At 46.5% G+C, this 24,162-nt stretch carries 25 protein-coding genes; 13 read left to right on the top strand and 12 right to left on the bottom strand.

What is annotated here, in order from left to right; genetic code table 11:
* Positions 1-25 precede the first annotated feature (25 nt).
* The 4 genes from K7R11_RS02370 to K7R11_RS02355 all read right to left on the bottom strand — a co-directional run bounded on the left by K7R11_RS02370 (position 26) and on the right by K7R11_RS02355 (position 4,204).
* Positions 26-1,384 carry an MATE family efflux transporter gene (locus K7R11_RS02370; protein ID WP_224488353.1) on the bottom strand — a complete coding sequence of 453 codons (1,359 nt, stop codon included), beginning with the start codon at positions 1,382-1,384 and terminating at the stop codon, positions 26-28.
* A gap of 15 nt (positions 1,385-1,399) precedes the next feature.
* Positions 1,400-2,437 (bottom strand): ferrochelatase, encoded by a 1,038-nt coding sequence (gene hemH / locus K7R11_RS02365; protein WP_224488351.1) that lies wholly within the window; start codon positions 2,435-2,437, stop codon positions 1,400-1,402.
* A gap of 99 nt (positions 2,438-2,536) precedes the next feature.
* Complete coding sequence (locus K7R11_RS02360; RefSeq protein WP_224488349.1) at positions 2,537-3,304, bottom strand: ThuA domain-containing protein; 768 nt, start codon at positions 3,302-3,304, stop codon at positions 2,537-2,539.
* Positions 3,305-3,307: 3 nt separating this feature from the next.
* Positions 3,308-4,204, bottom strand: coding sequence for a helix-turn-helix transcriptional regulator (locus tag K7R11_RS02355; protein ID WP_224488347.1), 897 nt, complete (start codon positions 4,202-4,204; stop codon positions 3,308-3,310).
* Positions 4,205-4,405: 201 nt separating this feature from the next.
* Here K7R11_RS02355 and hemA point away from each other — a divergent pair, with 201 nt between their 5' ends.
* From hemA to K7R11_RS02295, 12 genes are read left to right on the top strand one after another with little or no spacing between them, the layout of a single operon-like run.
* Positions 4,406-5,659, top strand: coding sequence for a glutamyl-tRNA reductase (gene hemA, locus K7R11_RS02350; protein ID WP_224488345.1), 1,254 nt, complete (start codon positions 4,406-4,408; stop codon positions 5,657-5,659).
* On the top strand, positions 5,656-6,576 hold the full coding sequence (gene hemC / locus K7R11_RS02345) for a hydroxymethylbilane synthase (RefSeq protein ID WP_224488343.1): 921 nt from the start codon (positions 5,656-5,658) through the stop codon (positions 6,574-6,576). Before hemA ends, hemC begins: the two co-directional genes overlap by 4 nt.
* Positions 6,577-6,596: 20 nt before the next feature.
* Positions 6,597-7,277 carry a uroporphyrinogen-III synthase gene (locus K7R11_RS02340; protein WP_224488341.1) on the top strand — a complete coding sequence of 227 codons (681 nt, stop codon included), beginning with the start codon at positions 6,597-6,599 and terminating at the stop codon, positions 7,275-7,277.
* Positions 7,274-8,302, top strand: a complete 1,029-nt coding sequence (gene hemE, locus K7R11_RS02335; protein ID WP_224488339.1) for a uroporphyrinogen decarboxylase — start codon at positions 7,274-7,276, stop codon at positions 8,300-8,302. The genes K7R11_RS02340 and hemE overlap by 4 nt, the downstream gene beginning before the upstream one ends.
* Positions 8,299-8,805: a DUF6973 domain-containing protein gene (locus tag K7R11_RS02330; protein ID WP_224488337.1), complete on the top strand. Its 507-nt coding sequence runs from the start codon at positions 8,299-8,301 to the stop codon at positions 8,803-8,805. The genes hemE and K7R11_RS02330 overlap by 4 nt, the downstream gene beginning before the upstream one ends.
* Positions 8,805-9,710 carry an oxygen-dependent coproporphyrinogen oxidase gene (hemF, locus tag K7R11_RS02325; RefSeq protein ID WP_224489132.1) on the top strand — a complete coding sequence of 302 codons (906 nt, stop codon included), beginning with the start codon at positions 8,805-8,807 and terminating at the stop codon, positions 9,708-9,710. Before K7R11_RS02330 ends, hemF begins: the two co-directional genes overlap by 1 nt.
* A gap of 19 nt (positions 9,711-9,729) precedes the next feature.
* The gene (gene hemB / locus K7R11_RS02320) at positions 9,730-10,701 is read left to right on the top strand and encodes a porphobilinogen synthase (protein ID WP_224488335.1); all 972 of its coding nucleotides are present in this window, start codon (positions 9,730-9,732) and stop codon (positions 10,699-10,701) included.
* Between the two features lie 16 nt (positions 10,702-10,717).
* Entirely contained in the window at positions 10,718-11,239 is a 522-nt protein-coding gene (locus tag K7R11_RS02315) for a DinB family protein (protein ID WP_224488333.1), read from the top strand.
* A gap of 52 nt (positions 11,240-11,291) precedes the next feature.
* Positions 11,292-12,404 (top strand): CNNM domain-containing protein, encoded by a 1,113-nt coding sequence (locus tag K7R11_RS02310; RefSeq protein WP_224488331.1) that lies wholly within the window; start codon positions 11,292-11,294, stop codon positions 12,402-12,404.
* A complete protein-coding gene (locus K7R11_RS02305) occupies positions 12,379-12,855 on the top strand; it encodes a methylated-DNA--[protein]-cysteine S-methyltransferase (protein WP_224488329.1) in 477 nt (158 codons plus the stop codon). Before K7R11_RS02310 ends, K7R11_RS02305 begins: the two co-directional genes overlap by 26 nt.
* 48 nt (positions 12,856-12,903) lie before the next feature.
* On the top strand, positions 12,904-14,064 hold the full coding sequence (locus K7R11_RS02300) for a serine hydrolase domain-containing protein (protein WP_224488328.1): 1,161 nt from the start codon (positions 12,904-12,906) through the stop codon (positions 14,062-14,064).
* A complete protein-coding gene (locus tag K7R11_RS02295) occupies positions 14,054-14,767 on the top strand; it encodes a 3'-5' exonuclease (RefSeq protein WP_224488327.1) in 714 nt (237 codons plus the stop codon). Before K7R11_RS02300 ends, K7R11_RS02295 begins: the two co-directional genes overlap by 11 nt.
* Here K7R11_RS02295 and K7R11_RS02290 read toward each other — a convergent pair whose 3' ends face one another.
* Entirely contained in the window at positions 14,768-17,146 is a 2,379-nt protein-coding gene (locus K7R11_RS02290) for a S8 family serine peptidase (protein ID WP_224488326.1), read from the bottom strand. It lies immediately after the preceding gene.
* 359 nt (positions 17,147-17,505) lie between these two features.
* Between K7R11_RS02290 and hflX the strand changes: the two genes are divergently transcribed.
* Positions 17,506-18,723, top strand: a complete 1,218-nt coding sequence (gene hflX / locus K7R11_RS02285) for a GTPase HflX (RefSeq protein WP_224488325.1) — start codon at positions 17,506-17,508, stop codon at positions 18,721-18,723.
* A 34-nt stretch (positions 18,724-18,757) separates the two neighbouring features.
* Here hflX and K7R11_RS02280 read toward each other — a convergent pair whose 3' ends face one another.
* From K7R11_RS02280 to K7R11_RS02250, 7 genes are all read right to left on the bottom strand, one after another.
* Positions 18,758-19,687: a DUF3078 domain-containing protein gene (locus K7R11_RS02280; RefSeq protein WP_224488324.1), complete on the bottom strand. Its 930-nt coding sequence runs from the start codon at positions 19,685-19,687 to the stop codon at positions 18,758-18,760.
* An 89-nt stretch (positions 19,688-19,776) separates the two neighbouring features.
* Positions 19,777-20,283, bottom strand: a complete 507-nt coding sequence (locus K7R11_RS02275) for a DUF2480 family protein (protein ID WP_224489130.1) — start codon at positions 20,281-20,283, stop codon at positions 19,777-19,779.
* A gap of 138 nt (positions 20,284-20,421) precedes the next feature.
* Positions 20,422-20,748 (bottom strand): SUF system Fe-S cluster assembly protein, encoded by a 327-nt coding sequence (locus K7R11_RS02270; RefSeq protein ID WP_224488323.1) that lies wholly within the window; start codon positions 20,746-20,748, stop codon positions 20,422-20,424.
* Between the two features lie 6 nt (positions 20,749-20,754).
* Positions 20,755-21,177 carry a SufE family protein gene (locus K7R11_RS02265; RefSeq protein ID WP_224488321.1) on the bottom strand — a complete coding sequence of 141 codons (423 nt, stop codon included), beginning with the start codon at positions 21,175-21,177 and terminating at the stop codon, positions 20,755-20,757.
* A gap of 39 nt (positions 21,178-21,216) precedes the next feature.
* Complete coding sequence (locus tag K7R11_RS02260) at positions 21,217-21,645, bottom strand: hypothetical protein (protein ID WP_224488319.1); 429 nt, start codon at positions 21,643-21,645, stop codon at positions 21,217-21,219.
* 80 nt (positions 21,646-21,725) lie between these two features.
* Complete coding sequence (locus tag K7R11_RS02255) at positions 21,726-22,700, bottom strand: zinc metalloprotease (protein WP_224488317.1); 975 nt, start codon at positions 22,698-22,700, stop codon at positions 21,726-21,728.
* A gap of 210 nt (positions 22,701-22,910) precedes the next feature.
* Entirely contained in the window at positions 22,911-24,125 is a 1,215-nt protein-coding gene (locus K7R11_RS02250) for an aminotransferase class V-fold PLP-dependent enzyme (RefSeq protein WP_262899767.1), read from the bottom strand.
* Positions 24,126-24,162 lie beyond the last annotated feature (37 nt).

Genomic DNA, 24,162 nt, shown 5'->3' with positions numbered 1-24,162 from the left:
GTTCAGGGCTCAATTTATAAATTAATTACGAATCGATACCATTTCCTACTAATTTCGTGCGGACCTCCTTATGAAGAAAATAGCCGGTAACCACGGTGGAAAGCAGATCTGAGATAGGAAATGAGACCCATACGCCAAACTCACCAAAAAACTTCGGCAGTATCAGCACCAGGGGGATAAAGAAGAAACCCTGTCGGGTGAGGGTGAGGAACAGGGCCGGACGCGCCTTTCCAATGGCCTGAAAATAGGCCGAACCAATTAACTGCACCACCACTACAGGAGTGGCAGCAAACACCCACCTCATGGCATACGGAGCTTCGCTAAGCACCTCCGCATTATCAGTAAACACCTGTGTGATCTGATATGGAAAAGCCATGATCAGGGCAAAAACAACCAGACCAAGCAATGCTGCATATTTGATAGCCGTATTTATGGACTCCCTGACCCGGCTGTAATGATGGGCACCATAATTATATCCGGCTATGGGAAGAAATCCCTGGGTGATACCCAGGACCGGAAACAGCGCAAACATGAGCATCCTCCCAACTATGGCATACACGGTTATAGAAGATTCTCCCCCCAGGTCGAACAGGATATTATTTACAAAGAGATAAGTCACACTTACCACAGCCTGCCTGGCCAGGGTTACTCCTCCCAGGGAAGCGATCTCACTCACAACATTGAAGTTTAATCCCAGATGCGACCAGGAGATCTTGAGTTCAGAGTTATCAGAAAAGAAAAACCAAAGGATATAAAGAAAACAACAGAGATAGGAGCCGGTAGTAGCCCACGCTGCCCCATGCATCCCAAGGTCAAGCACATTGATCAGCAGGTAATCGAGCAACAAGTTCCCTACAGAAGGAATGATCATGGCGATCATCCCGAATCGGGGTTTTCCTTCGGCCCGGATCACGTTATTTCCCATCATGCAAAGGGCCAGGAAGGGCACCCCGTAGAGCACGATCAGGTAGTAGATCCTGGCAGGCTCAAAAATGGCGCCCTTACCTCCGAATTTAGGGATGATATCATCAGCCCAACCCACGCCTAAAAATACAAGGAAACAGGTGAGCACCAGGGTGAGCACGATCTGGTTTCCAAAGGTTTTAAGCGCGTGTTCCTTGTTTTTTGCCCCCAGCGACCTGGAGATCATAGAGGCTCCCCCTATACCAATGGACATACCCAGGGCCGCAATAAAAAAGGATACGGGAAGCACCACATTGATAGCGGCAATGGCCACAGACCCGATCCAGTTCCCCACGAAAATGGTATCGACCAGGATATTTAGTGACATGACAAGGATCCCTATGGAAGCCGGCACGGCTTGTTTTACCAAAAGCCGGCCTATGGGTTCCGTACCCAATTCCTCGGATGAGATCCTGGCCATAGTATGCGTTTTGAATTATTGTGTAACCGAAGCCTGCTCCTGATGCGCCCATTCGTCTACCCATCGGGCGATTACTTTCACCCAGGCTTCATTGTCATTTAAACAGGGGATCAGGTGGAATTCCTCTCCGCCTCTTTCCTTGAATTCCTCCTCTGCCTCCATCCCGATCTCCTCGAGCGTCTCCAGGCAGTCAGATACGAAAGCCGGCGTTACTACGGCAAGCTTTTTCATACCTTTTTCTGCAAACCCATTTACGGTTTTGTCTGTAAAGGGCTGTAACCAGGGGTCAATACCCAGTCTGGACTGGAAAGAAGTTGAATAGGTACCTTCTTTTAGCTGGAGATACGCCGCTACCTGTTTTGTGGTTTCATAACACTGGTGCCGGTAGCAGAACTGGTGGGCGGGTGATGGGGTCTTACAGCACTGACCGTCTATCTTGCAATGTGATTTTGTGATATCCGATTTTTTAATGTGTCGCTCGGGCACCCCGTGGTATGAGAACAACAGATGTTCCCAATCCTTATCCTTGAGATGTTCCCTTATGGATTCTGAAAGCACCCGGATATAATCGTCATGATTGTAGAAGGCCGGAACATTGGTGAACTGCATATTTGGAAACTGTTGTTTGCGAATCTCTTCTGCAAGCACCAGGATGGTCTCTGTTGTAGCCATGGCAAACTGAGGATACAAAGGCAACAGCAGCACATCGGTTACCCCCTTATCGTGCAATTCCTTGAGTCCGGCCTGAATGGATGGGTTTCCATAACGCATGGCCAGAACCACCGGAACCGCTGTCATTTCATCTACCTTGTCGCGGAGTCGTTCCGATAATACGATGAGCGGAGAACCCTCTTCCCACCAAATACGGGAATAGGCCTCGGCAGATTTTTTAGGACGGGTGTTCAGAATGATACCTCTTACAATAAAGGTCCTGAGCCACTTTGGCAGATCGATCACACGTTCGTCCATCAAAAATTCATCCAGATATCGTTTGACGTCTTTTGGGTCTGTCGAATCCGGCGATCCCAGATTCACCAATAATACTCCTTTCATAGACAGCTATAATTTTTTTAGCAAAGTTAAAACTTAATGAGAACCTCTTTCCAATGCCGGCCAATGAAATTTAAATAGGCCTATAGAACATTCCAATACCTAGTTGGGGTTGGTACGCTTCAGGCACCAAAGAATCCCTCCAAGAACGTGTTCCTCAAACAGGGGCTCGCTGAAGGATGCATCGGTATGGCCGCCACCGGTGTAAAAACTGCGACCTCCGTCAAATTCACGGTACCATGCGATAGGGTGGTATTCGCCGTTTTCACCTCCCTCATAACTTTCCTCGTCCAGGGTAAGTAAAACCTGGATCTCATCCGACATTTCCCTGAAATTATACCATTCATCCCTGCGCTCCCAGGTATCAGGCAAAAAGGACGTGGAGGGGTGTCCCTTATCTTCTACTATAATCGTAGCCTCCTGTACAGAAGGATGACTTTCGAAATACGCCCCGACAAGATTGCCGTACCAGGGCCAGTCGAATTCAGTATCCGCGGCCGCATGAATTCCCATAAAACTCCCGCCCGCCCGGATATAATTTTCAAAGGCCTCCTGTTGCTCGTCATTTAACACATCTCCGGTGGTCGACAGAAAGATCACCAGGTCATACTTCTCCAAATCGTTCTTATTAAAGTCTTCTGAATCTTCCGTTCGGTCAACGCCGAATTCATTATTGCGACCTAAACGCCTGATCAGGGAAACCCCATCGGAGATGGAGCCGTGACGATAACCTTCGGTTTTGGTGAACACCAGCACACGCTGCGCAACGGGGGCATCCACCCCCCCATCAGGAGTACCTTCCTGGTTGTTTTCGGCCCCGTCACTGCACCCTATTAAGTAGAGCACAAGGATTAAAATCTGTATTTTCATAAACTACCCGTTGTTTAAAGAAGTAATGTACCGTTTAGGGGTGGTTGCATATTTCTTCTTAAAGGCTGCAATAAAATGACTCGATGTGCTGTAGCCCACTTTAAGACCTACCTCATTTACATTGTGTTCGCCGCTTTCCAGCATTCGCCTGGCGACCTCCATTTTATAATCAAACAAAAAACTGTACACCGAATCCCCGTAGATCTGTTTAAAACCTTCTTTCAGTTTTTTAAGGTTAAGCCCGATTTCTTCCGATAATTCCTGAAGTCCGGGAGGATCGGTCATTCTGGATATAATGATATCCTTAGCCTTTTTGATCCGCCTCACATTGTCTTCATCCACAAGGAAAGGGCATTGCTCAATATCGGCGTCTTCCGGCTTATTCAGGTATAGCCCGAGAAGTTCATAAACCTTCCCCTTCAAATAGAGCATACGAACCGAGGCATGCAGGTTATAATTAATGATCTGACTCAATACTACTGCCATGGCGGGATTAATTGGGGCTGTATTGTAGTATTTCTTGTCCATATTCTCTTCACTGAGAAAGGGAATGTATCCGGCTTCAAGAGAAAATAGCGAGTGGAACTTCTTTATGGATATCAGCACCGAAACCACCCAGGTATTGGCAGAGAGATCCAGATGCATGGGAAGATCCCGCTGCGGGTTGTACAGCAATAGCGAATCATCCTCCCCTAAACTCAGAGAATAACTGCCATTATTAAATAAAAAGCTCCCTTCTCCCTTCAGGCAAAAGTGAAACTGAATAAAGGTTCGGTCTACCTCCCTGGTATACTGAGCAAAAGATGACGAATCATTTCTGGTGATGAGCAATTTGAAGCCGTCTTCAAAACGCACTTCCTTTGATGTTCCTTGAGCGATATTTTTTTTTTCTTCTTCCATAACCCCACCGGGTTTATTTATTTAGAATTGTTATAAACAGTTATTTGCTAAATCCTTGACAATCCCTCAAAATTAAGGGTTTTAAGCCAAAATATGTGTAAAAACCATACAAATCACTTTAAGCGTTATAAAAAGTACTTTGAGCGTTATTTTTTTAAAATGATCCATCCTATTTTTGCAGCTCAATTCGGAACAAACTGAATGAAAGCTTATAACATCTCTAAACACAGTTCTTTTTACGTAGTAGGATTGAGTTATAAAAAAGCCGACGTGCATACACGTGGCAAATTCAGTCTTAACGACGAAGACAGAACCAACCTGCTACGTCAGGCCAAATCGTCTGGTATTGACGGGATTCTGGTAACTTCTACCTGTAACCGCACAGAACTCTATGGTTTTGCCCAACACCCTTTTCAACTGATCCAGTTACTTTGCGGAAATACCAACGGTACGGTAGAAGAATTTCAAAGTGTGGGCTACGTCCATAAAAATTACGAAGCCATCAACCACATGTTCCGGGTTGGCACCGGATTAGACAGCCAGATCCTGGGAGATTTTGAGATCATCAGCCAGATCAAACAGGGTTTTATTGCCTCGAAGGAAGAAGAACTTACCAACCACTTCCTGGAACGCCTGTGCAATTCGGTGATCCAGGCCAGCAAACGCATCAAGAACGAAACAGAACTTTCTTCCGGGGCTACTTCGGTGGCGTTTGCTTCTGTACAGTACATTCTTTCCAAAGTTCCGAATATATCACAAAAGAACATCCTGCTTTTCGGTACAGGAAAGATAGGTCGAAATACCTGTGAAAACCTGGTAAAGCACACCAATAACGACCATATCGTTCTGATCAACCGCACCAGGAACAAGGCAGAAAAAGTGGCCGGGAAGTTTAACCTGGTGGTTAAGGAGTACGGACAGCTGCAGGAGGAGATTCGCAAGGCAGATGTACTGGTTGTGGCTACCGGAGCGCAGCACCCCACGGTTTCCAAAGAGTTGATCTACGCCAACAAGCCGTTGTTGGTTCTCGATCTTTCTATCCCCAGAAATGTACATGAAAATGTGGCGGAGCTTGAAAATGTTACCCTGGTACACATCGATCAGCTTTCAAAAATGACAGACGACACACTGAAGAGAAGGGAACGTTATATCCCCAAGGCCGAACAGATCATAGCAGAGGTAGAAGGCGATTTTAAAAAATGGCTGGAAACCCGGAAGTTCGCCCCCACGATCAAAGCACTCAAAAAGAAATTGAAATCCCTGAAAGAAGCCGAGATCGACAACCAGAGAAAAAAGATCAAGGACTTTAATGATGAACATGCCGAGATCCTCAGCGACCGTCTGATCCAGAAGATCACCACCCAGTTCGCCAACCACCTTCGGGAAAGCCCGAATTCTTCGGATGAGAGCATTGAACTTATAAAGAAAGTGTTTCAACTAGAAACTTCTAAATGAATAAAGTGATAAGAATTGGCACCCGCGATAGCGAACTCGCTATGTGGCAGGCCAGGAATGTGCAGCAAAAGCTGGAAGCACTTGGGTACAGAACACAGCTAATCCCCGTAAAATCAACGGGAGATCTCGTTCTTGACAAGCCCCTTTACGAACTCGGAATTACCGGGGTTTTCACCAAAACCCTGGATGTTGCCCTGTTACAGGAAGAAATTGACATCGCCGTACACAGCATGAAAGATGTTCCCACAGCCCTGCCTGCAGGGATTGTAAAGGCCGCTGTTCTTAAACGCGCCAATACGGCAGACCTGCTGGTTTTAAAAAACGGAGACGACTTTCTGTCCAGCAAAAAGGGCCATATAGCAACAGGCAGCCTGAGAAGAAAGGCACAATGGCTGAGCAGGTTTCCCAAACACCAGGTTTCTGATCTGAGAGGAAATGTTAACAGTCGCCTCGAAAAACTAAAGAACAACCCCTGGGATGCAGCGATCTTTGCAGCTGCCGGACTGGAACGCATTGCGATCAAGCCCGAAGATGCTATAGAGCTGGACTGGATGGTTCCGGCACCGGCTCAGGGAGCAATGATGATCGCCGCCCTTGAAAAAGACAAGCAACTACTCAAGGCACTCAACAAACTAAACGACTACGAGACGGATATTTGCACCGCTATAGAAAGAGATTTTCTCCGGACCCTTGAAGGAGGATGTACTGCCCCTATCGGAGCACTGGCTACCATAGATGTGGATTACCTGCATTTTAAAGGCGTCCTGCATTCCCTGGACGGCAAACAAAAAGTTGAGGTACAAAAGGAAGTACTCATTGAAAATGTCGAGGGCCTTGGAAGTATTTGCGCAAAAGAAGTACTGAATAACGGCGGAGAGAACCTTATGAAGAAGATCAAAAAAACCCTGGCAAAATAATCGGTAACAATTCACAGCATATGGCAGGATCCATTCGCATACTGAGCACTAAAAGCCTCACCACTCCCCAAAAGGAGCGGTTGCTCAATGCCGGATTTGCCCTGGTTGAAATCCCTTTTGTGAAAACAGAAACCGTTCCGTTTTCTCATCCGCATAAAATCGACAGAGCCATTATTACAAGTCAGAATGCGGTCAAGGCGATAAGAGGTGCCGACCTCCGGATCGGCCAGTGTTTTTGTGTAGGAGAAAAAACCGCAGCGGCATTAACCGAAGCCGGTTATCCGCCGGTGCTATGCGAATCTTCGGGGGAACAACTGGCTTATGCCCTGGCAGACCGTTACAAGGGTAAGGATTTTCATTATCTGGGTACCCGCAACCGCAGGGACGAATTGCCGCGTATATTGAAAGAGCATAACACCCCACTAACTGAGATCGAAGTCTACCGCACCCTTACCAATGTGATTGAAGCCCCCGGGAGGTTTGATGCCATACTCTTTTTCAGCCCAAGTGCTGTTAATGCATTCCGGCAAAAGAACGAAACCGGAAACGCGGTGTGTTTTTGCATTGGCCCCACGACCGCTAAGGCCTTCGAAGGCTTTGAAAACAAAGTGGCCATTGCCGCAAAACCAACAGCCGAACACCTGATCCTTGAGGTCGTAAAATATTTTAATCCTAAAAGACAACATAGCGTAGAACAATGATAAAGAACGATCTGTTTTTAAGAGCCCTGAGAGGAGAAGAAGTTTCCAGACCCCCGGTCTGGATGATGCGTCAGGCCGGACGATACCTGCCTGAATTTATGGCCCTGAAGGAAAAGTATGATTTCTTCACCAGGTGTCGCACTCCGGAACTTGCTGCTGAGATCACCGTGCAACCCATCCGGATCGTAAAGCCGGATGCAGCCATTCTTTTTTCGGATATCCTGGTTATTCCCCAGGCCATGAATATCGATGTGGAAATGAAACCGGGAGTCGGGCCATGGGTACCCAAGCCTATCCGCTCTGCCGCCGATGTTGAACAGGTGATCGTTCCGGATATAGATGAAACCCTGGGTTATGTCATGGATGCGATCCGCCTGACCAAGGAAATGCTCAACAACGAGGTACCTCTTATCGGATTTGCAGGATCCCCATGGACCATCCTCTGCTATGCGGTTGAAGGAAAGGGTTCGAAAAGCTTCGATACAGCCAAGAGCTTCTGCTTTTCACAACCCGAGGCAGCTCACGTATTACTTCAGAAAATCACCGACACTACCATTGCCTACCTGAAGGAAAAGGTAAAAACGGGGGTAGATGCCGTTCAGATCTTTGACTCCTGGGGCGGCATGTTGTCACCCGAAGATTACCATACCTTCTCATGGCCATATATCAACCAGATCGTGGAGGCTCTTGAACCGATGACAGAGGTGATCGTCTTCGGAAAAGGATGCTGGTTTGCCCTGGACACCATGGCAAAGAGTAAAGCCAGCGCTCTCGGGGTAGACTGGACCTGTTCTCCTGAAATTGCCAGGAACCTCACCGGAGGGAATATTACACTGCAGGGAAATTTTGATCCTTCGCGACTGTTCACACCCATTCCGGAACTCAAAAAAATGGTCCATACCATGATAGACCGGTTCGGGAAAGATAAATATGTGGTGAATCTCGGGCATGGAATTCTGCCTACGGTTCCCGTAGACCACGCCAAGGCGTTTATCGAGGCCGTTAAAGAATACGAAGGCAAATGAAGGGATCTTTAAAATTGTTAAAGATCCTGCAATGGAAACAATTCAAAGGGGTGTCCGGATTCTTTTTCCGCCACCCCTTATTATTTCTCAGTGCGATTACGGCAACGGGACAATGCCTCCTTATTTGTGACCGGATGTTCGGTAAAAGCCACCACAAGAACAATAAGGCCAACGCCTTCCGGCATGCCCTTTGGAATATGATGCTCATGCGGAATGCATTTGTTGTTGAAAAAAACAGCGAAAAGGTCCGGAGCTGGGTTAAATCACTGACCGACTGGCACGAAACGTTTTCCCCAAACCCTCCTCTTGCCCGGAGTATGGACCTGCACAACAATGCCGCTGGCAGGCAATTGTACCTGCAAAACTTTGACCGAAACGGGGTGAAGAACTCCCAATTAACCCAAGCCTTATTACCTTTGCTGAAAACTGCGAGGAAAATAAACAGCACAGAAGAACTCCACCGGTTTCCCGGGGAGTTGATATATATAAAAGATGAAAAATGATGAAATCGAAATTTTACGATTATATATTGAATTTGCAGGATCAAATTACTTCAGAACTTGAAGCCATCGACGGAAAGGCCACTTTCAGGCAAGACCTTTGGGAGCGGGAAGGCGGTGGAGGCGGACGCACCCGGGTTATTGAAAACGGTGCTGTTTTTGAAAAGGGTGGGGTTAATATCTCTGCTGTGCACGGCGCGCTGCCCGCTTCAATGCAAAACTATTTTAAGGTGGGAGATGTCGACTTTTTCGCCTGCGGCCTGAGCCTGGTGATCCATCCAAAAAACCCTTTTGTGCCTACTGTTCATGCGAACTGGAGGTATTTTGAAATGTACGACAAAACGGGAGCGGTTATCGACTCCTGGTTTGGAGGAGGGCAGGATCTTACCCCCTACTATCTCTTTGAAGAAGATGCCATACATTTCCATGAAATTTGCAAAAAGGCATGCGACAATCACCAACCCGATTTTTATGTCGCCTTCAAAGAAAAATGTGATTCGTATTTTTACAACGCCCACCGGCAGGAAGGCCGTGGTATCGGCGGACTCTTTTTTGATTATTGCCGTGCAGATGAGAAGATGAGTATGGAAGACTGGTATAACTTCGTTACAGAAGTAGGCGACAGCTTCCTGCAGGCTTATAGTCCGATCGTAAAAAGAAGAAAGGACATGCCATATGAATCGAAACACCGCGAATGGCAGGAGATCAGAAGAGGCCGGTACGTGGAATTCAACCTGGTACACGACAAGGGAACCCTCTTCGGACTCAAGACCGGGGGGCGTATCGAAAGCATTCTGATGAGCCTTCCTCCCCATGTACAATGGGTGTATGATCATCATCCTGAGCCGGGATCTGACGAAGCTAAACTATTGGACGTACTGAAAAACCCGGTAAACTGGGTATCTTAACACTAAAAAAACACATCCTATGTATCCGTTGCGAAGAAACCGAAGACTGAGAACCACAGACGCCATCCGTTCGATGGTCAGGGAAACCGTTCTAGTGCCTGCCAACCTTATGGTGCCTTTGTTCATTACCGAAGGAAAGCAGGTAAAAGAGGAGATCGCTTCCATGCCCGGCTATTATCGCTACAGTCTTGACCTATTAAAGGATGAGATAAAATTACTATACAGACTTGGCCTTCGCTCTGTACTTCTTTTTGTTAAAGTTCCCGACCACCTGAAAGACAACAAAGGAACAGAGGCCCTGAATGCAGATGGATTAATGCAAAGAGCCATAAAAACGGTAAAAGACTCCCAGCCGGAAATGCATGTGTTTACCGACGTTGCCCTGGACCCTTATTCCTCATATGGCCATGACGGCATTGTCGAGAACGGCAAGATCGTGAACGACCCCACCGTAGCGGTATTGTCTGAGATGGCTGTGAGCCATGCCCGTGCCGGGGCCGATTTTGTAGCGCCCAGTGATATGATGGACGGAAGAATTTTCGGCATGCGAAGCGCCCTGGAAGAGGCCGGTTTTCACGACACCGGCATCATGTCCTACAGCGCCAAATATGCTTCTGCGTTCTATGGTCCGTTCAGGGATGCCCTGGATTCTGCTCCCGGTTTCGGAGATAAAAAGACCTACCAGATGGATCCGGCCAACCGCCTGGAGGCCATAAGAGAAACGCTCATGGATATTGAAGAAGGCGCCGATATGGTGATGGTCAAACCAGGCCTGTGCTACCTCGATATCGTAAGGGAGATCAAAGACCAGGTTACGGTTCCCGTTTCCGTTTATCAGGTAAGTGGAGAATATGCCATGATCAAGGCAGCTGCAGAAAAGGGATGGCTGGATCACGATGCCGTAATGATGGAGCAGGCCATAGCCATTAAAAGGGCTGGAGCGGACATTATTGCCACCTACTTCGCCAAGGATATTGCAAAATTACTCTAACCAAATACTTTAACCTTTGAGAACTTCCCTTCTTTCCCTTCTCCTTTTTATAATGCTCTCTATGAACAGCTTCGCACAGGAAACCATACTCCAGGATGCATTCCTTGAAAAATGGCAACATTCTGCCCAATATTTACTGGAACTGGCAGCCCGTATCCCGGATGATTCCCTTAACTACAGGCCTACAGAAAGACAGATGTCTGTACAAGAGCAATTACTGCATATAAGGGCTAATATGCTTTGGCTGGGCAATACCTATTTTAATCCTGAAGGTATGGAGGTGCCCGACTCCAAATCGGTACCCGCGAATAAGGCCGAATTACTGGATATGCTGGAGGAAAGTTTTACCGTGGTCAACACCCTTGTGGCCCAGGCAAATACCGCAGCACTTGCAGAGAAAGTAGAATTCTTCGCCGGGCCTAAAACCAGGCTTCAAATCATGAACCTCTTACAGGACCATGTTACCCATCACCGGGGTCAGCTAATCGTTTACCTGAACCTGATGAACATTGAACCTCCCCGATATAGCGGTTGGTAGGATAAAATCACTATTTTATTAGTAAATTAGCTGGAAAGCAACTAACAGTCAAATGACCTTACTCATTTTATACGCCCTGCTTTCCATCTTTATCTCATTTCTATGTTCCATACTGGAGGCGGTGTTCCTAAGTATCACGCCCACCTATGTCAACGTCTTAAAGTCGGAAGGGAAAAGTTACGGATACACCCTGGAGAAATTAAAGAAGGATGTGGACCAACCCCTCATTGCCATTCTTACCCTGAATACTATTGCCCATACCGTGGGTGCCATACTGGTGGGGGTACAGGCAGAAAAACTTCCTTTTAAGATCGACCTGTGGGGGATCAACATCGTGGGGGTGGTTTCTGCGGTCATGACCTTTCTTATCCTTGTGGTTTCAGAGATCATTCCTAAAACCCTGGGAGCAACCTATTGGAAACAACTCGCCAATTTTACGGCCAGAATGCTCACCCTGCTGATCATTCCGCTTAAATACACCGGTATTCTTTGGTTTATGCAGCTCACCACCAAACTCATAGGTGGCAGGGGCGCCCATACCTCGGTGTTTCAACGGGAAGACTTTACCGCCATGGCAGATATTGCCCATGAAGAAGGTGTTTTTGAAGAGTCTGAATCCAAGGTCATCAAAAATCTCGTACGATTTAACCAGATCGAAGCCAAAGACGTTATGACCCCGAGAACGGTCATGAAAACCGCCTCAGAAGACCAGAGCATTGAAGAGTTTTTTAAAGCCAATCCGCAATTGCGCTTCTCCCGGATCCCGATCTACCAGGATAAGCCCGACAACATTACCGGGTTCGTACTCAAAGACCAGGTCCTGGAAGAAATGATCAACGGGAATGGGAAAGAGAAGCTGAGCTCCCTGAGAAGGGAAATTTTAATTGCAAAAAGGAACATTCCGATTCCTAACCTCTTTGAAAAATTCATCGACAACAAAGATCACATTGCGCTTGTGGTGGACGAATATGGTTCTATTGGCGGTTTGGTTACCATGGAAGACATTATTGAAACCCTTTTAGGACTGGAAATCGTTGATGAGAGCGATAACGTGGAAGATCTGCAGCTGCTCGCCCGCCGCAATTGGCAGATCAGGGCAGAGCGCATGGGCATTATAGATAATCCTTCGGAGCCAAACAATGAAGAAGCAGCAGGCCATAATTGACACCCCATTGGGATCTGCAATACTTGAAGGTTGCGAGAAGGGAGTCAGTGGATTCCGTCTCACAGGAAAGCATGCGAAACCTACCTCGCTGCCGTCCTGTCTTGAAGAAGCCGCCCGGCAGATCCATGAATACTTCCGTGGCGAAAGGAAGACTTTTACCCTGAACCTGAATCCTGAGGGCACGCCTTTTCAGCAATCCGTTTGGCAAGCCCTTACCGAAATCCCATTCGGGAGTACCCTATCCTATTCTCATCTTTCCCGATCTCTCGGTAATATGAAAGCCATAAGGGCGGTAGCTTCCGCAAACGGTCGCAACCCCATCTGGATCATCATTCCATGTCACCGGGTAATCGGCAGTGACGGCTCCCTTACAGGCTATGCCGGGGGACTACAGGTGAAGCAATGGCTTCTGGAGCACGAGCAGCCGGTAAAACAGCAACGTCTATTTTAAGCAGATTATTTTTCTATATTTAGCCGTATATTCAATCTCACCCTTGCTATGAAATTACTCATCAAAGTCCTCAAATACCTTCTTTCAGGACTGTTTATTCTTATTATTGCGCTGTACGTCTTTAACTTTGACTACCTGCTCACTGCCATTAACGTGACCTACCTGCGCGGCCATAAAACCGCCTACCTGGACGACTACAAACACTTCGACAACAGAACTATAGCCGCTCCGGAGCAACCGCAATTCTGGCCAATACATGAGGACTATAACAAAGCAAATCCTACCGGACAACTTCAGGAACTCCATGACAGCTACGGTACCGTGGCATTTCTGATCATTAAGAACGACAGCCTATGGCACGAACAGTATTTTGAAGGATACGATGAGCACAGTAAAAGCAATTCCTTTTCTATGGCAAAATCGTTTGTATCTGCCATGCTTGGCAGTGCAATACTGGAGGGCAGTATCAAAGGTCTCGAGCAGCCCGTAGGGGATTTTTTTCCGGAATTTTCGCAAGGCATTGCATCCAAACTCACTGTTGGTGATCTTTCGTCCATGTCCAGTGGATTGGATTGGGACGAATCGTATTATTCCCCTTTTTCCGTTACAACCAGGGCATATTTCGATAAGGAACTCCGCCCGGTGATTCGCGATCTGAAGGTGGTGGAATCGCCCGGAACAGGTTTTAAATACCTCAGTGGAAACACACAATTATTAGGAATGATCCTTGAAAAGGCAACCGGAAAACCTCTGGCAGAGTACCTCTCCGAACACTTCTGGAAGCCGATGGGAGCTGAAAATGACGGATTGTGGCAATTGGACAGTGAAACTTCCGGGATGGAAAAGGCCTACTGTTGTGTAGCAGCTTCGGCAAGAGATTTCGCCAGGTTCGGTAAATTATACAAAGACCTTGGTGCATGGAAAGGAAAACAGCTGATTCCGGAATCCTTTGCACAACGTTCAGTAACCCCGAGATTTGAAAAGGATCCGGAATACGGATACGGCCTATGGCTTCTCCAACATAATGGAAAAGACTTTTTCATGCTCCGGGGCCACCTGGGACAATACGTGATCGTTCAACCGGAAGACAACGTCATTATCGTAAGACTGGGTCACAGGGCTGCGCCCAAAAAGGGAAATGATCCCTTTAGGGAAGATATCTATGGCTATATTGACCAATCCTATAAAATGATGGAATATGCTCCATAAGATACCCCTTGACAACATCCTCTTCCTGGACATAGAAACTGTTCCTGAAACCGCGGATTTCTCTGAACTGGACCCGGTAAAAAAAGAGTTATGGGACCAAAAATCCCGCTATCAGCGTAAGGAAGATCAGACAGCAGAGGCGTTCTATGAGCGAGCCGGTATCTGGGCGGAGTTCGGGCGGATCATTTGCATTTCTGTTGGCTTTTTCACAGCCAAAGGCGGGGAAAGACAGTTTAGAACCACCTCCTTTTTTGGAGAGGAATACGAATTGCTGGCCGCTTTTAAGAATTTACTGGAAACCCATTACTACGGACCCCAGAAGGTACTCTGCGGACATAATGCTAAAGAGTTTGACTTTCCTTACATCGCCAGAAGAATGCTTATTCACGGGATTAAACTTCCTGAAAAGCTCAATTTGTTCGGAAAAAAACCCTGGGAAATCCCCCATCTGGACACCATGGAACTGTGGAAGTTCGGAGATTTTAAACACTATACCTCTCTCAAGTTACTTACGAATGTGCTTAATATCCCATCGCCAAAAGACGATATTGATGGCAGCATGGTTAGCAAGGTGTATTATGAAGAAAACGATTTGGATCGCATCGTTACCTACTGCGAGAAAGACGTTATAGCCACGGCCCAGGTATTCCTCAAATTAAGAGGAGAGCCCCTCCTGGAAGAAGAGGCCATTAAGCATGTATAACTACTTTATAAATTTGTGGGGATTAAGCACCTGGCTCTTTTCAAACACCAGTACATACAATCCACTACTCAGTTCGGATATGGATATCGGCTGGGTGGCATCCCTACCTGTTTTGACGATACGTCCCACGGCATCCACAATATAATACGGGCCTAATGCGCTTTGAGCACCCCGGATATACACGGTTTGTTCCTGGGTATTTCTAACCAAAAGCAGGTCCTCCGGAGAGAAGGTCATACCATCTGTATTTTCTGAGATCGTTCCATCTCCCGTTTCGGGATCCAGAAAGCGCACACCCTCGCCCGGATCAACAGCTTCACGTATGCCCTCCGGATCTGTTACATCAGGATCGAAAATACCTGTCTCTCCTTCCGGGAGATCTGCGGTATTATCCCCCGAGTCTTCCGGGGGCGTATCTTCCCCGGTTTCCGGGTCAGGCTCCTCCTGAGGAATATCCTTGGTCATGAACACAAGGGTTTCTCCATATTCAGAGGCCAGAAGTTCCGAACAAAGTGAACGTACTTCTACCATATACTCTGTATTCTCTATAAGACCGGAAAGACGGATCTCGCCCTCTGACACCATTTTAGATTCCCAGGTTTCCTGATCTGCACGTTTATAACGCACTTCATAAAAGGCGTCATTCACCAGATTCCACGACAACAGCGCCTCGTGCTGCCCAACCTCATCAACAACCGCGGCTTCAGGAGCTACGGTCGTGCACCCTGTTTCGGAAATGCCGCTAACGATCAATGCATACGCCTGAGAGGTGTTAGCCAGCTCTCCTTTATGAGAAACGACAATGGTATATTCTCCACTGGCATTGGGAATTTCGATCTTTTCAAAAGGATCTACGCGATTGTCTCCCTTCACGGCCCCGCCGCGAAGATCACTTAAACTCAGCTTCCAGGGAAAATAGGTTTCTCCATCTTTGGTAACACGGATATCAAGATCGTTCACCAGAACCGGAGTATTATCGTTGGCGGTTCCGTGTAAATGAGACGGAAATGCAGGATCTGTCCAGCTTAGCGAAACACTCAGTGTCTCCCCTTCGATTGCGGTAACGGTAAGGGCATATTCCCGGCCCTGCCTGAGTTCGTTCTCTTCGATCCTGGTATTCACCCCGGCTCCTTCAATCACTTCAGAAGCCCGTTTACTGTTTATAATCCCCCAGCCGAACTTAGGATCAGGACCAGGAGTCTCACCCGCTTCATCGGCAGTATGCAAAGCCAGACCTTTAAGGGTAGACGCTCTCATATAAGTGCCGAAAGCAAGGTAATGATACTGTTGTAAAAGTAACAGGGATGCAGCCACTCCGGGAGAAGCCATAGAGGTTCCTGAAAGGGTTCTGTAACTATCTTCACTATCCGAAAAAGAGGATAGAACATTAACCCCTGCTCCGGTAATGTCAGGCTTAATTCTCCCGTCATCGGCAGGACCAAAATTGCTGAAAGAAGCAATATCTGCCTGAAGCAGTTGCCCGTTACCATCTACCTTAATATTATCCGCTGCAGCTACGGTAAGACCATTCTTTGACACCGCAAACCCAAGCAGAAGATCATATCCTTCACTGGCATCGCCTTCCAATGGCGCTTCGTTATACCCGAGGTGTTGCGTATTTCCGGCGGCAGTAACCATTAAGTAATACGGGGCAGCATACATGATCTCATCCCAATCCTGGGCCTGGTAAATGTATGACCCGAAATACCAGTCCGGAAGATTTCTTCCACTTAAGCCGTAGGAATGATTGGAGATAAGCAGGCCTTCGGCAGCCTGTTCGGCTACTTCCCCTTCATCCTGGTTCCAGTCAAAAGACATCCCGCGTGCATTAAAGGCTACCCCCCTGGCCTTGGAATTTACCCCGGAGGCAATGGCAGTTCCCAAAACGTGGGTGGCGTGACCACTAATACGGGGTGTGTTATCCCCGGCAATAAAACGATCGTCAAATTCCTGATGTTCCGGTAATGCCTTTCCGCTGTCCCATACCCCTATGGTCATGTCGGTTCCATCTACTCCAAAATCAAACTCCAGTCCGTTCGACAGAAATTCGGAACGACTGGTTTTTACGATGACGTCATTAAAGGATACTTTGTAAATGGGGTTTCCCTGGGCATCTACCTGTTGCAGTTCCCTGAATCCACCTCCGGCAAGCTCTTCGGCAATTTTCCATCCGTGAATATGGGCTTTTTTAACAGCTGCCGCTTTATTGGCTATGGCACGCTTTTTAAATTTGGCAGCCATTCCCTTCAGGGTGCTTTTCGAAGCAGATTCTCCGGTAGAAGACCCCTGAGTAGTTTGTGAAAAAACTATGTTTGATCCTAGTAGAAACCACAGGACCAGACTGGCCGTTTGTAAGAGCTTACGTCGGTGGTTATTCATAATTTCAGATTTAAGGGGTCTAGCAATGTAATACTTAACTTACAATCTCTGATTAAAACCCTTACTTTTTCGATGAAATGCAGGGTTTTGAATCGGTTTTTTAAGAATTACACTACAATAATAGTCTATTTCCTACAACAATTAAACATTTTATCGGCTTTTTTTGCATTTAAACGGACTCAAGCATTCTCTTGTAAGAAATGCCTTATCACATACTTTGGGGCCCTGCCTGAAACTTTGGAGTCCCTCCATGACCCTGCCTATACCTTCCGGGGAAGCTGGAAACCAATAGAAATGACCGCAATTCTTTCTCTCCTGATAAAATTTCATTTCTGTACCTTTGTATTAGAATTTTATATATGCTTGAAAAGAAGACATTAGATTATGAAAAAGCTGTGCTCATTGGGGTGATCAACCAGGAGCAGGATGAGGAAAAATCTAAGGAATACCTTGATGAGTTGGAATTTCTGGCCTATACGGCAGGAGGCGAGGTTGTAGGTAGATTTACTCAAAAAATTGAGATTCCCAATCCCAAAACCTTTATAGGTTCCGGAAAGATGGAAGAGGTTCTTTCGTTTATTAAGGAGCATGACGTAGGAACGGTGATCTTTGACGACGAATTATCACCAGCACAACAGAAGAACATCGAACGGATCCTGCGCTGTAAGGTTCTGGACCGGACGAGCCTGATACTCGACATTTTTGCACAAAGGGCCCAAACCAGCTACGCAAGAACCCAGGTAGAACTGGCGCAATATCAGTATTTACTGCCGCGCCTTGCCGGACTATGGACTCACCTGGAGCGGCAACGAGGAGGTATTGGGATGCGCGGACCGGGGGAAACCGAGATCGAGACCGACCGTCGTATCGTTCGTGACCGCATCAGTCTTTTAAAGAAAAAACTGGCCAAGATCGATAAGCAAATGGAAACACAAAGGGGGAACCGTGGGGCCCTGGTCCGGGTAGCCCTAATTGGATATACCAATGTCGGGAAATCGACCCTGATGAACGTGATCAGTAAGAGCAATGTATTTGCGGAGAACAAATTATTTGCCACCCTGGACACTACGGTACGCAAGGTGGTAATCGGCAACCTGCCTTTTCTATTAAGTGATACCGTTGGATTTATCAGAAAGCTTCCCACCCAGCTCGTGGAATCCTTTAAAAGTACCCTGGATGAAGTAAGGGAGGCCGATCTCCTGCTTCATGTAGTAGACATCTCGCACCCCAATTTCGAGGAGCATATTGCCTCGGTAAATAAGATCCTGGATGAGATTGACAGTGCGGATAAGCCTACGATCATGGTTTTTAACAAGATCGATGCCTATGAGCATGAAACCATAGAAGAAGACGACCTTATCACCGAAAAAACCAGTCGCCATTTCACCCTTGAAGAGTGGAAAAATACCTGGATGGGACGTATCGGAGATAACGCCTTGTTCATTTCTGCCCTGAATAAAGAAAACCTGGAAGAATTCAGGAAACGGGTATACCAGGCGGTACGGGATATTCACATCACGAGATTTCCCTATAATAACTTTCTCTATCCCGAGTACGAAGAAATCGACCCTTCATAAAAAAGGCAGCCTCAAGGCTGCCTTTTTCTATATTTTAAAAGCTGTAGTTCACTCCAAAGAGCCAGTACGACTGCAGGTTATTGTCGATATTGTCATAATCTGCATCTGCGATATCCAGGGTGTTCAAGGCGTAATTGAGGGCTTCCTGTTTATTATCTCTCAGTCCAAATTCAAACCCCATACCGATATTCTTCCACAAAGTATATCCCAGGGTATTTGTCCAGGTCCAGTTGGAGTAATTGGAATCGCGATAACTGAAAAATCCAGAAAAATTTGACTTGAACTTCAGTTTTCCAATGGCTTTTGTATAATCCGCCAGCACCTTACAACCCGCAGATGAGGTGAAAATATCATCTTCATCACTGAAAACGAAATTGTAGTTGAGCGGATGCACCACCAGGACCAATTCATCCTTGATGGCGGTCCAGGTGCCCCCCACCCCCAGGTCCAGGTAACCGGGATCATTAAAATTACTCAATATGGTAGTCCGGTATTCTCCCATGGCGGAGAGGGCGAACTTTTCATTTAGTTTATAACCATACAGAGAATTAATATTGAAGACATCGGTAGCCTCCCGGTACCCATCCTCATCATCGGGATTGTCCTTATCGTCGAACTTGATCCACTGAAGATTGATATTGGCAGCATTTCGCCAGAAAAACTTCTCCCGGTCCAGATTCGCAAACCCATTAAAAATAACTCCGATCTTCCCGGAGTTCACGTTTGGCGAACCCTGGGCATACCAGTTACTGAATTGGGAAACATTGAACCCTGCCGTGGCAATTGCTCCAAATTTCCAGCCGGGAAATTCCTTAATTTTTTTATCAATGTCGTCGATCTGGCCTTGTAAGGCATCAAGAGAATCCTGTTTTTGGGCTTTAAGGGCTTTGAGCTCCTCCACGGTTTGTCCCTGAACAGATAAGGTGAGGGCACCCATCAGGATGAATAATAAGAAATGTTTCATAGTGTAGCATTAGAAAAGGAGATAAACCCCTAAGAATCACTTCTTAAATATAATCAATACAACTTCGGAAAGACGAAATATCCGTCAAATTATCGACGTTTGTACAAAGGCACAGATGAACAGGCCTCCCCATACATTATGGTTTTCGCTACCGTATGCAATTTTTTTATAAGAAAAAGATATGCGTTTTGGGGGACAGGCTTTTTAGAACACCCTTTAACTATAACCGGAAGGTCCCTCAGGTACTCCAGGTCGAGATCTGCAATAGCTTCCTGATAAATGGCACTCTCCAGTTGTTCCAGGTTGCCTGTAATGGTCTTCTTCGCATAGGGAGCCAGATGAGTGGCAATCAGCATAAAGGCCCAGGCCGGCACAATGGCCTCTGTAGAACAGTGCAAGGCCACGTATTTCCCGGTAAAAGCTGTCCAGTCTACCGCGTTTAAATTTTCCCTGAACTCTTTTTCCCTTAACAAAACGCCTTCATAAAGCCAGTCTTTAATGTCCAGAAGTACCCGTTCCCCTTCCGGGTAGAGGTCTTCCAGATCAAAAGTTACCAGCTTGCTTTCTGCTACGCGATTTCTGATTTCGTCCAAAATAAAAATATCTATTCTGTTAATTGTGAAAGGGATGAAACCGGATTTCAAAGGATGTGGCACTACTTCGCACAATCGCACCATAACCTGAAATCCGAAGTCCGTTTAAAATTTCCTGTGCACCTGTATCGGGCTTCGGAATTAAAGTAACCCGAGTTCCAGTTTGGCCTCCTCACTCATCAGGTCCTGGCTCCATGGCGGATCAAAGGTGATCTCTACCTCAGCGTCCTTTACCTGTTCAATGGTTTTTACCTTTTCCTCCACTTCCACAGGCAGGGTTTCTGCCACCGGACAGTTGGGTGTGGTCAGGGTCATCAGGATCTTTACGTCGTGATCCTCATTTACAAAAACGTCGTAAATAAGTCCCAATTCATATATATCAACAGGGATCTCCGGATCGTAAATGGTCTTTAACACCTTAACGATCTTTTCTCCCAACTCGGTAGTATCTATAGTTGTTTCGCTCATTGCTGTTTAATTAAGTTGTGTTTGGTAGGCTATGGCATACATCTTCAGTTGCTTGATCATGCTCACCAGACCATTTGCCCTTGTTGGCGAAAGATGTTCCTTAAGCCCGATCTCATCGATAAATGCTGTATCGGCTTCCATGATGGCTTTTGGCGATTGCCCGGAGAATGCTCTGATAAGAATGGCAATGATCCCTTTGGTGATGATCGCATCACTGTCTGCAGTAAAAACAAGCTTATCGCCATCCAGTGCTGCGTGTACCCAAACCTTGCTCTGACAACCCTTAATCAGGTTGTCATCGGTCTTATATTTCTCATCGATAAGAGGTAACGACTTACCCAGCTCGATCATATATTCATACCGCTGCATCCAATCGTCAAACATGGAGAATTCATCTACAATGGCGTCCTGGATTTCTTTTATGGTCATAGACTTTGTTTTGTCGCAAAAATACAACAAGTATACCTGCTATTCAACTGTTTCTGCCAATGTTATCATAGCTTTAACCAATGATTCAAGCGCTTCCGGCGGATTCTCATGATCAAATTCAACAGAAGTATACTCCTCAGATGGTGTAAGTACATGCACTAGTGCATGAGCCGCAGCATCTGAATACCGTTTGGAGGAAGGTGGCTCCAGGGATTTCATCCCCTGTACATCAACCCCCTCAAGCCGCTTCAGTAAATTATCCCATTCAGAGGGTGTTAATTTCCTGCTGCTCCAGGGTGTTCCCCTGAACCCTTCTCTTACTTTTATACTATCCCTAGTCACCAGGACCTCAAAAGAACTTCCCCTGGTAAAGGCTTCATAGCGCAATTCACGAACCACTTCCCGGTCCTGGAAAAGGCATCCTCCTGTAATCAGCGTTAAAAAAAGGATCGTGGTTAAAATTTTCATAGGCGAGATTTCGTTTAAATGTATAAAAAAAGGCACCCTTCTTGGTGCCTTTAGAGCTAATTCTTACCAAAACCCGGTAATTAATCGGCCATTGTAGCCCGAAATCCGCCATTTTCAAAATTTGCGAACATCCTTACTTTCTGCCCTTCTGTAAACATATTGAGACAAGGATCATTGGAGTAATCCATAAAGTTCATGGTCATGTCATTGGTATTACAACTTACGGTAGGATAAGTCGGACACCCTCTGCTTGGGCCGTCGGCATCGGGGGTGTCGGCTACAAAATCGGAAGCTCCACAACCTCCATCACCCCAAATGTGACGTAAATTCAGCCAGTGACCCACCTCATGGGTTGCCGTTCTTCCCGTGGAGTACACGGTGTTTCCGGTGAAGCGATGATCGAGAACAACGCCGTCTGTTGCCCAGTCGCCTCCGGGGAATTGGGCATAGCCGAGAATATTACCTCCACGATAAGGCATATTATTAACCACCCAGATATTGAGAAACTCCTGAGGGTTGACCACATCACTACCTCCTGATGCCGTAAATTTCATAGAATCATCCGGCCTCCATTGACGGTTTCTGGAGTTCACCCGGATCACATCTTCCAACACGAAACGGATGCCGATGTTGGATTCCACACTTTGAAATTCGGCAGGAATCGTAGATCTCCCAGGATTCTGAAGATTAAAATCTTCATTAAGGGCATCGATCTGTTCCTGGATTTGTGAAAGCGGAATGTTCTCGCTTTCCGTGCGGTAAATGATATGAAAAACCACCGGGATTTCAATGACTCCATTTACCAAACGCTGAGACAGCCCGTTTTTCATAACAGAACTGGTGTGCAATTCCACTGCCTGCATGTTCAGGGCTAGATCCGGATCGGATGCCAGTTTTTCATCGAGAACCCCCATGGTACCACATTGATCGTCTGCAAATTCAAATTGCTCCTGCAATTCACTGCTTTGATCCGTATTGAACTCTTCGCCGGAGGAACCCTGCTCGCAGGAAAACAAGAGAAATGCCGCCGCGAGACTTAAAAATATTCTTTTCATAAATGATTAGATATTAGATTAATAGAAAGAAAAGATACATTATTTTAACGATAGTTTAACAAGTTGTTTAGTACAAAAATGCCGTTTCGCCCTGGAAGCTACATGCATTTCATCGATCAGATCCCTCTTTTAAACGAAGAAGCGCGTTGTTTAAAAGTTATCAACAATTAAACAACGCGCCTTAAAATGAGATCTGAATACTCTCTATTCTTACAACAGCATGTTTCTGGCCCTTTTAACCGCTTCAATAAAAGTGTCCACCTCTTCCCTGGTGTTGTAAAAGGCAAAGCTCGCCCTCACCGTACCCGGGATCTTGTAGTAATCCATAATAGGTTGGGCACAATGGTGGCCGGTGCGCACAGCAACGCCCAGTTTATCGAGTATAGCACCTATATCATAAGGGTGAATCCCTTCAATATTAAAGGAGATCACGGAAGTTTTATTGGCAGAGGTTCCGAAGATCCTCACCCCGGGAATCTCCAGGAGTTTACCGGTAGCGTATTGCAGCAATTCCTGCTCGTAGGCAGCTATTGCATCCATCCCTATTCCGTTCAGGTAATCCACGGCTGCTCCGAAAGCAATTCCGCCGCATATATTAGGAGTTCCTGCCTCGAATTTGTGAGGCAGATCAGCGTAGGTCGTCTTTTCAAAACTAACCTCGGCTATCATTTCTCCTCCACCCTGGTAAGGGGGTAACTTTCGCAACCATTCCTCTTTTCCGTACAAAACCCCCACCCCGGTAGGACCACACATTTTATGGGCAGATACCGTATAAAAATCTACATCCAGCGCCTGAACATCTGCCTTGAGGTGAGGACATGCCTGCGCGCCGTCTATCAGCACAGCAGCGCCTACGGCGTGGGCTCCGGCTATGATCTCTTCTACAGGATTAATCGAGCCCAGAGCATTGGAAATATGATTGCAGAAAACCAGTTTGGTCTTATCGTTAAGAAGCGCCTTATAGGAATCCATTACCAGGTCCCCTTCCTCATTCATAGGGATGACCTTTAAAACAGCTCCTGTTTTTTCACACAGCATTTGCCAGGGCACTATATTGGAATGATGTTCCATGGCCGACACCAACAACTCGTCTCCGGGCTTAAGCAAGGCAGCAAAACCACTGGCCACGAGATTGATCCCATGGGTGGTTCCTGAGGTAAAGAGGATCTCATAAGAATGCTTTGCATTGAAATGCTTTTGGATGGTCTTCCGGGCCATCTCATATTTATCGGTAGCTTCCTGTGAAAGGGTATGTACCCCCCGATGGATGTTGGCATTATAATTCGAATAATAATCAACAATGGTATCGATTACCTGCTTCGGGGTTTGGGAGGTAGCCGCATTATCCAGGTATACCAATGGATAGCCGTTGATCTCTCTTTTGAGAATGGGAAAATCTTCCCGTATGCTCTTAACGTCGATCATAACAATTCTTTACGCAAAAATACTAAGTATTTATTAG

Source organism: Robertkochia flava (assembly GCF_020166515.1).
GTDB lineage: Bacteria > Bacteroidota > Bacteroidia > Flavobacteriales > Flavobacteriaceae > Robertkochia > Robertkochia flava.
The sequence above is the reverse complement of the archived record's forward strand: the minus strand, read 5'-3'. Positions and strand labels throughout refer to the sequence as shown.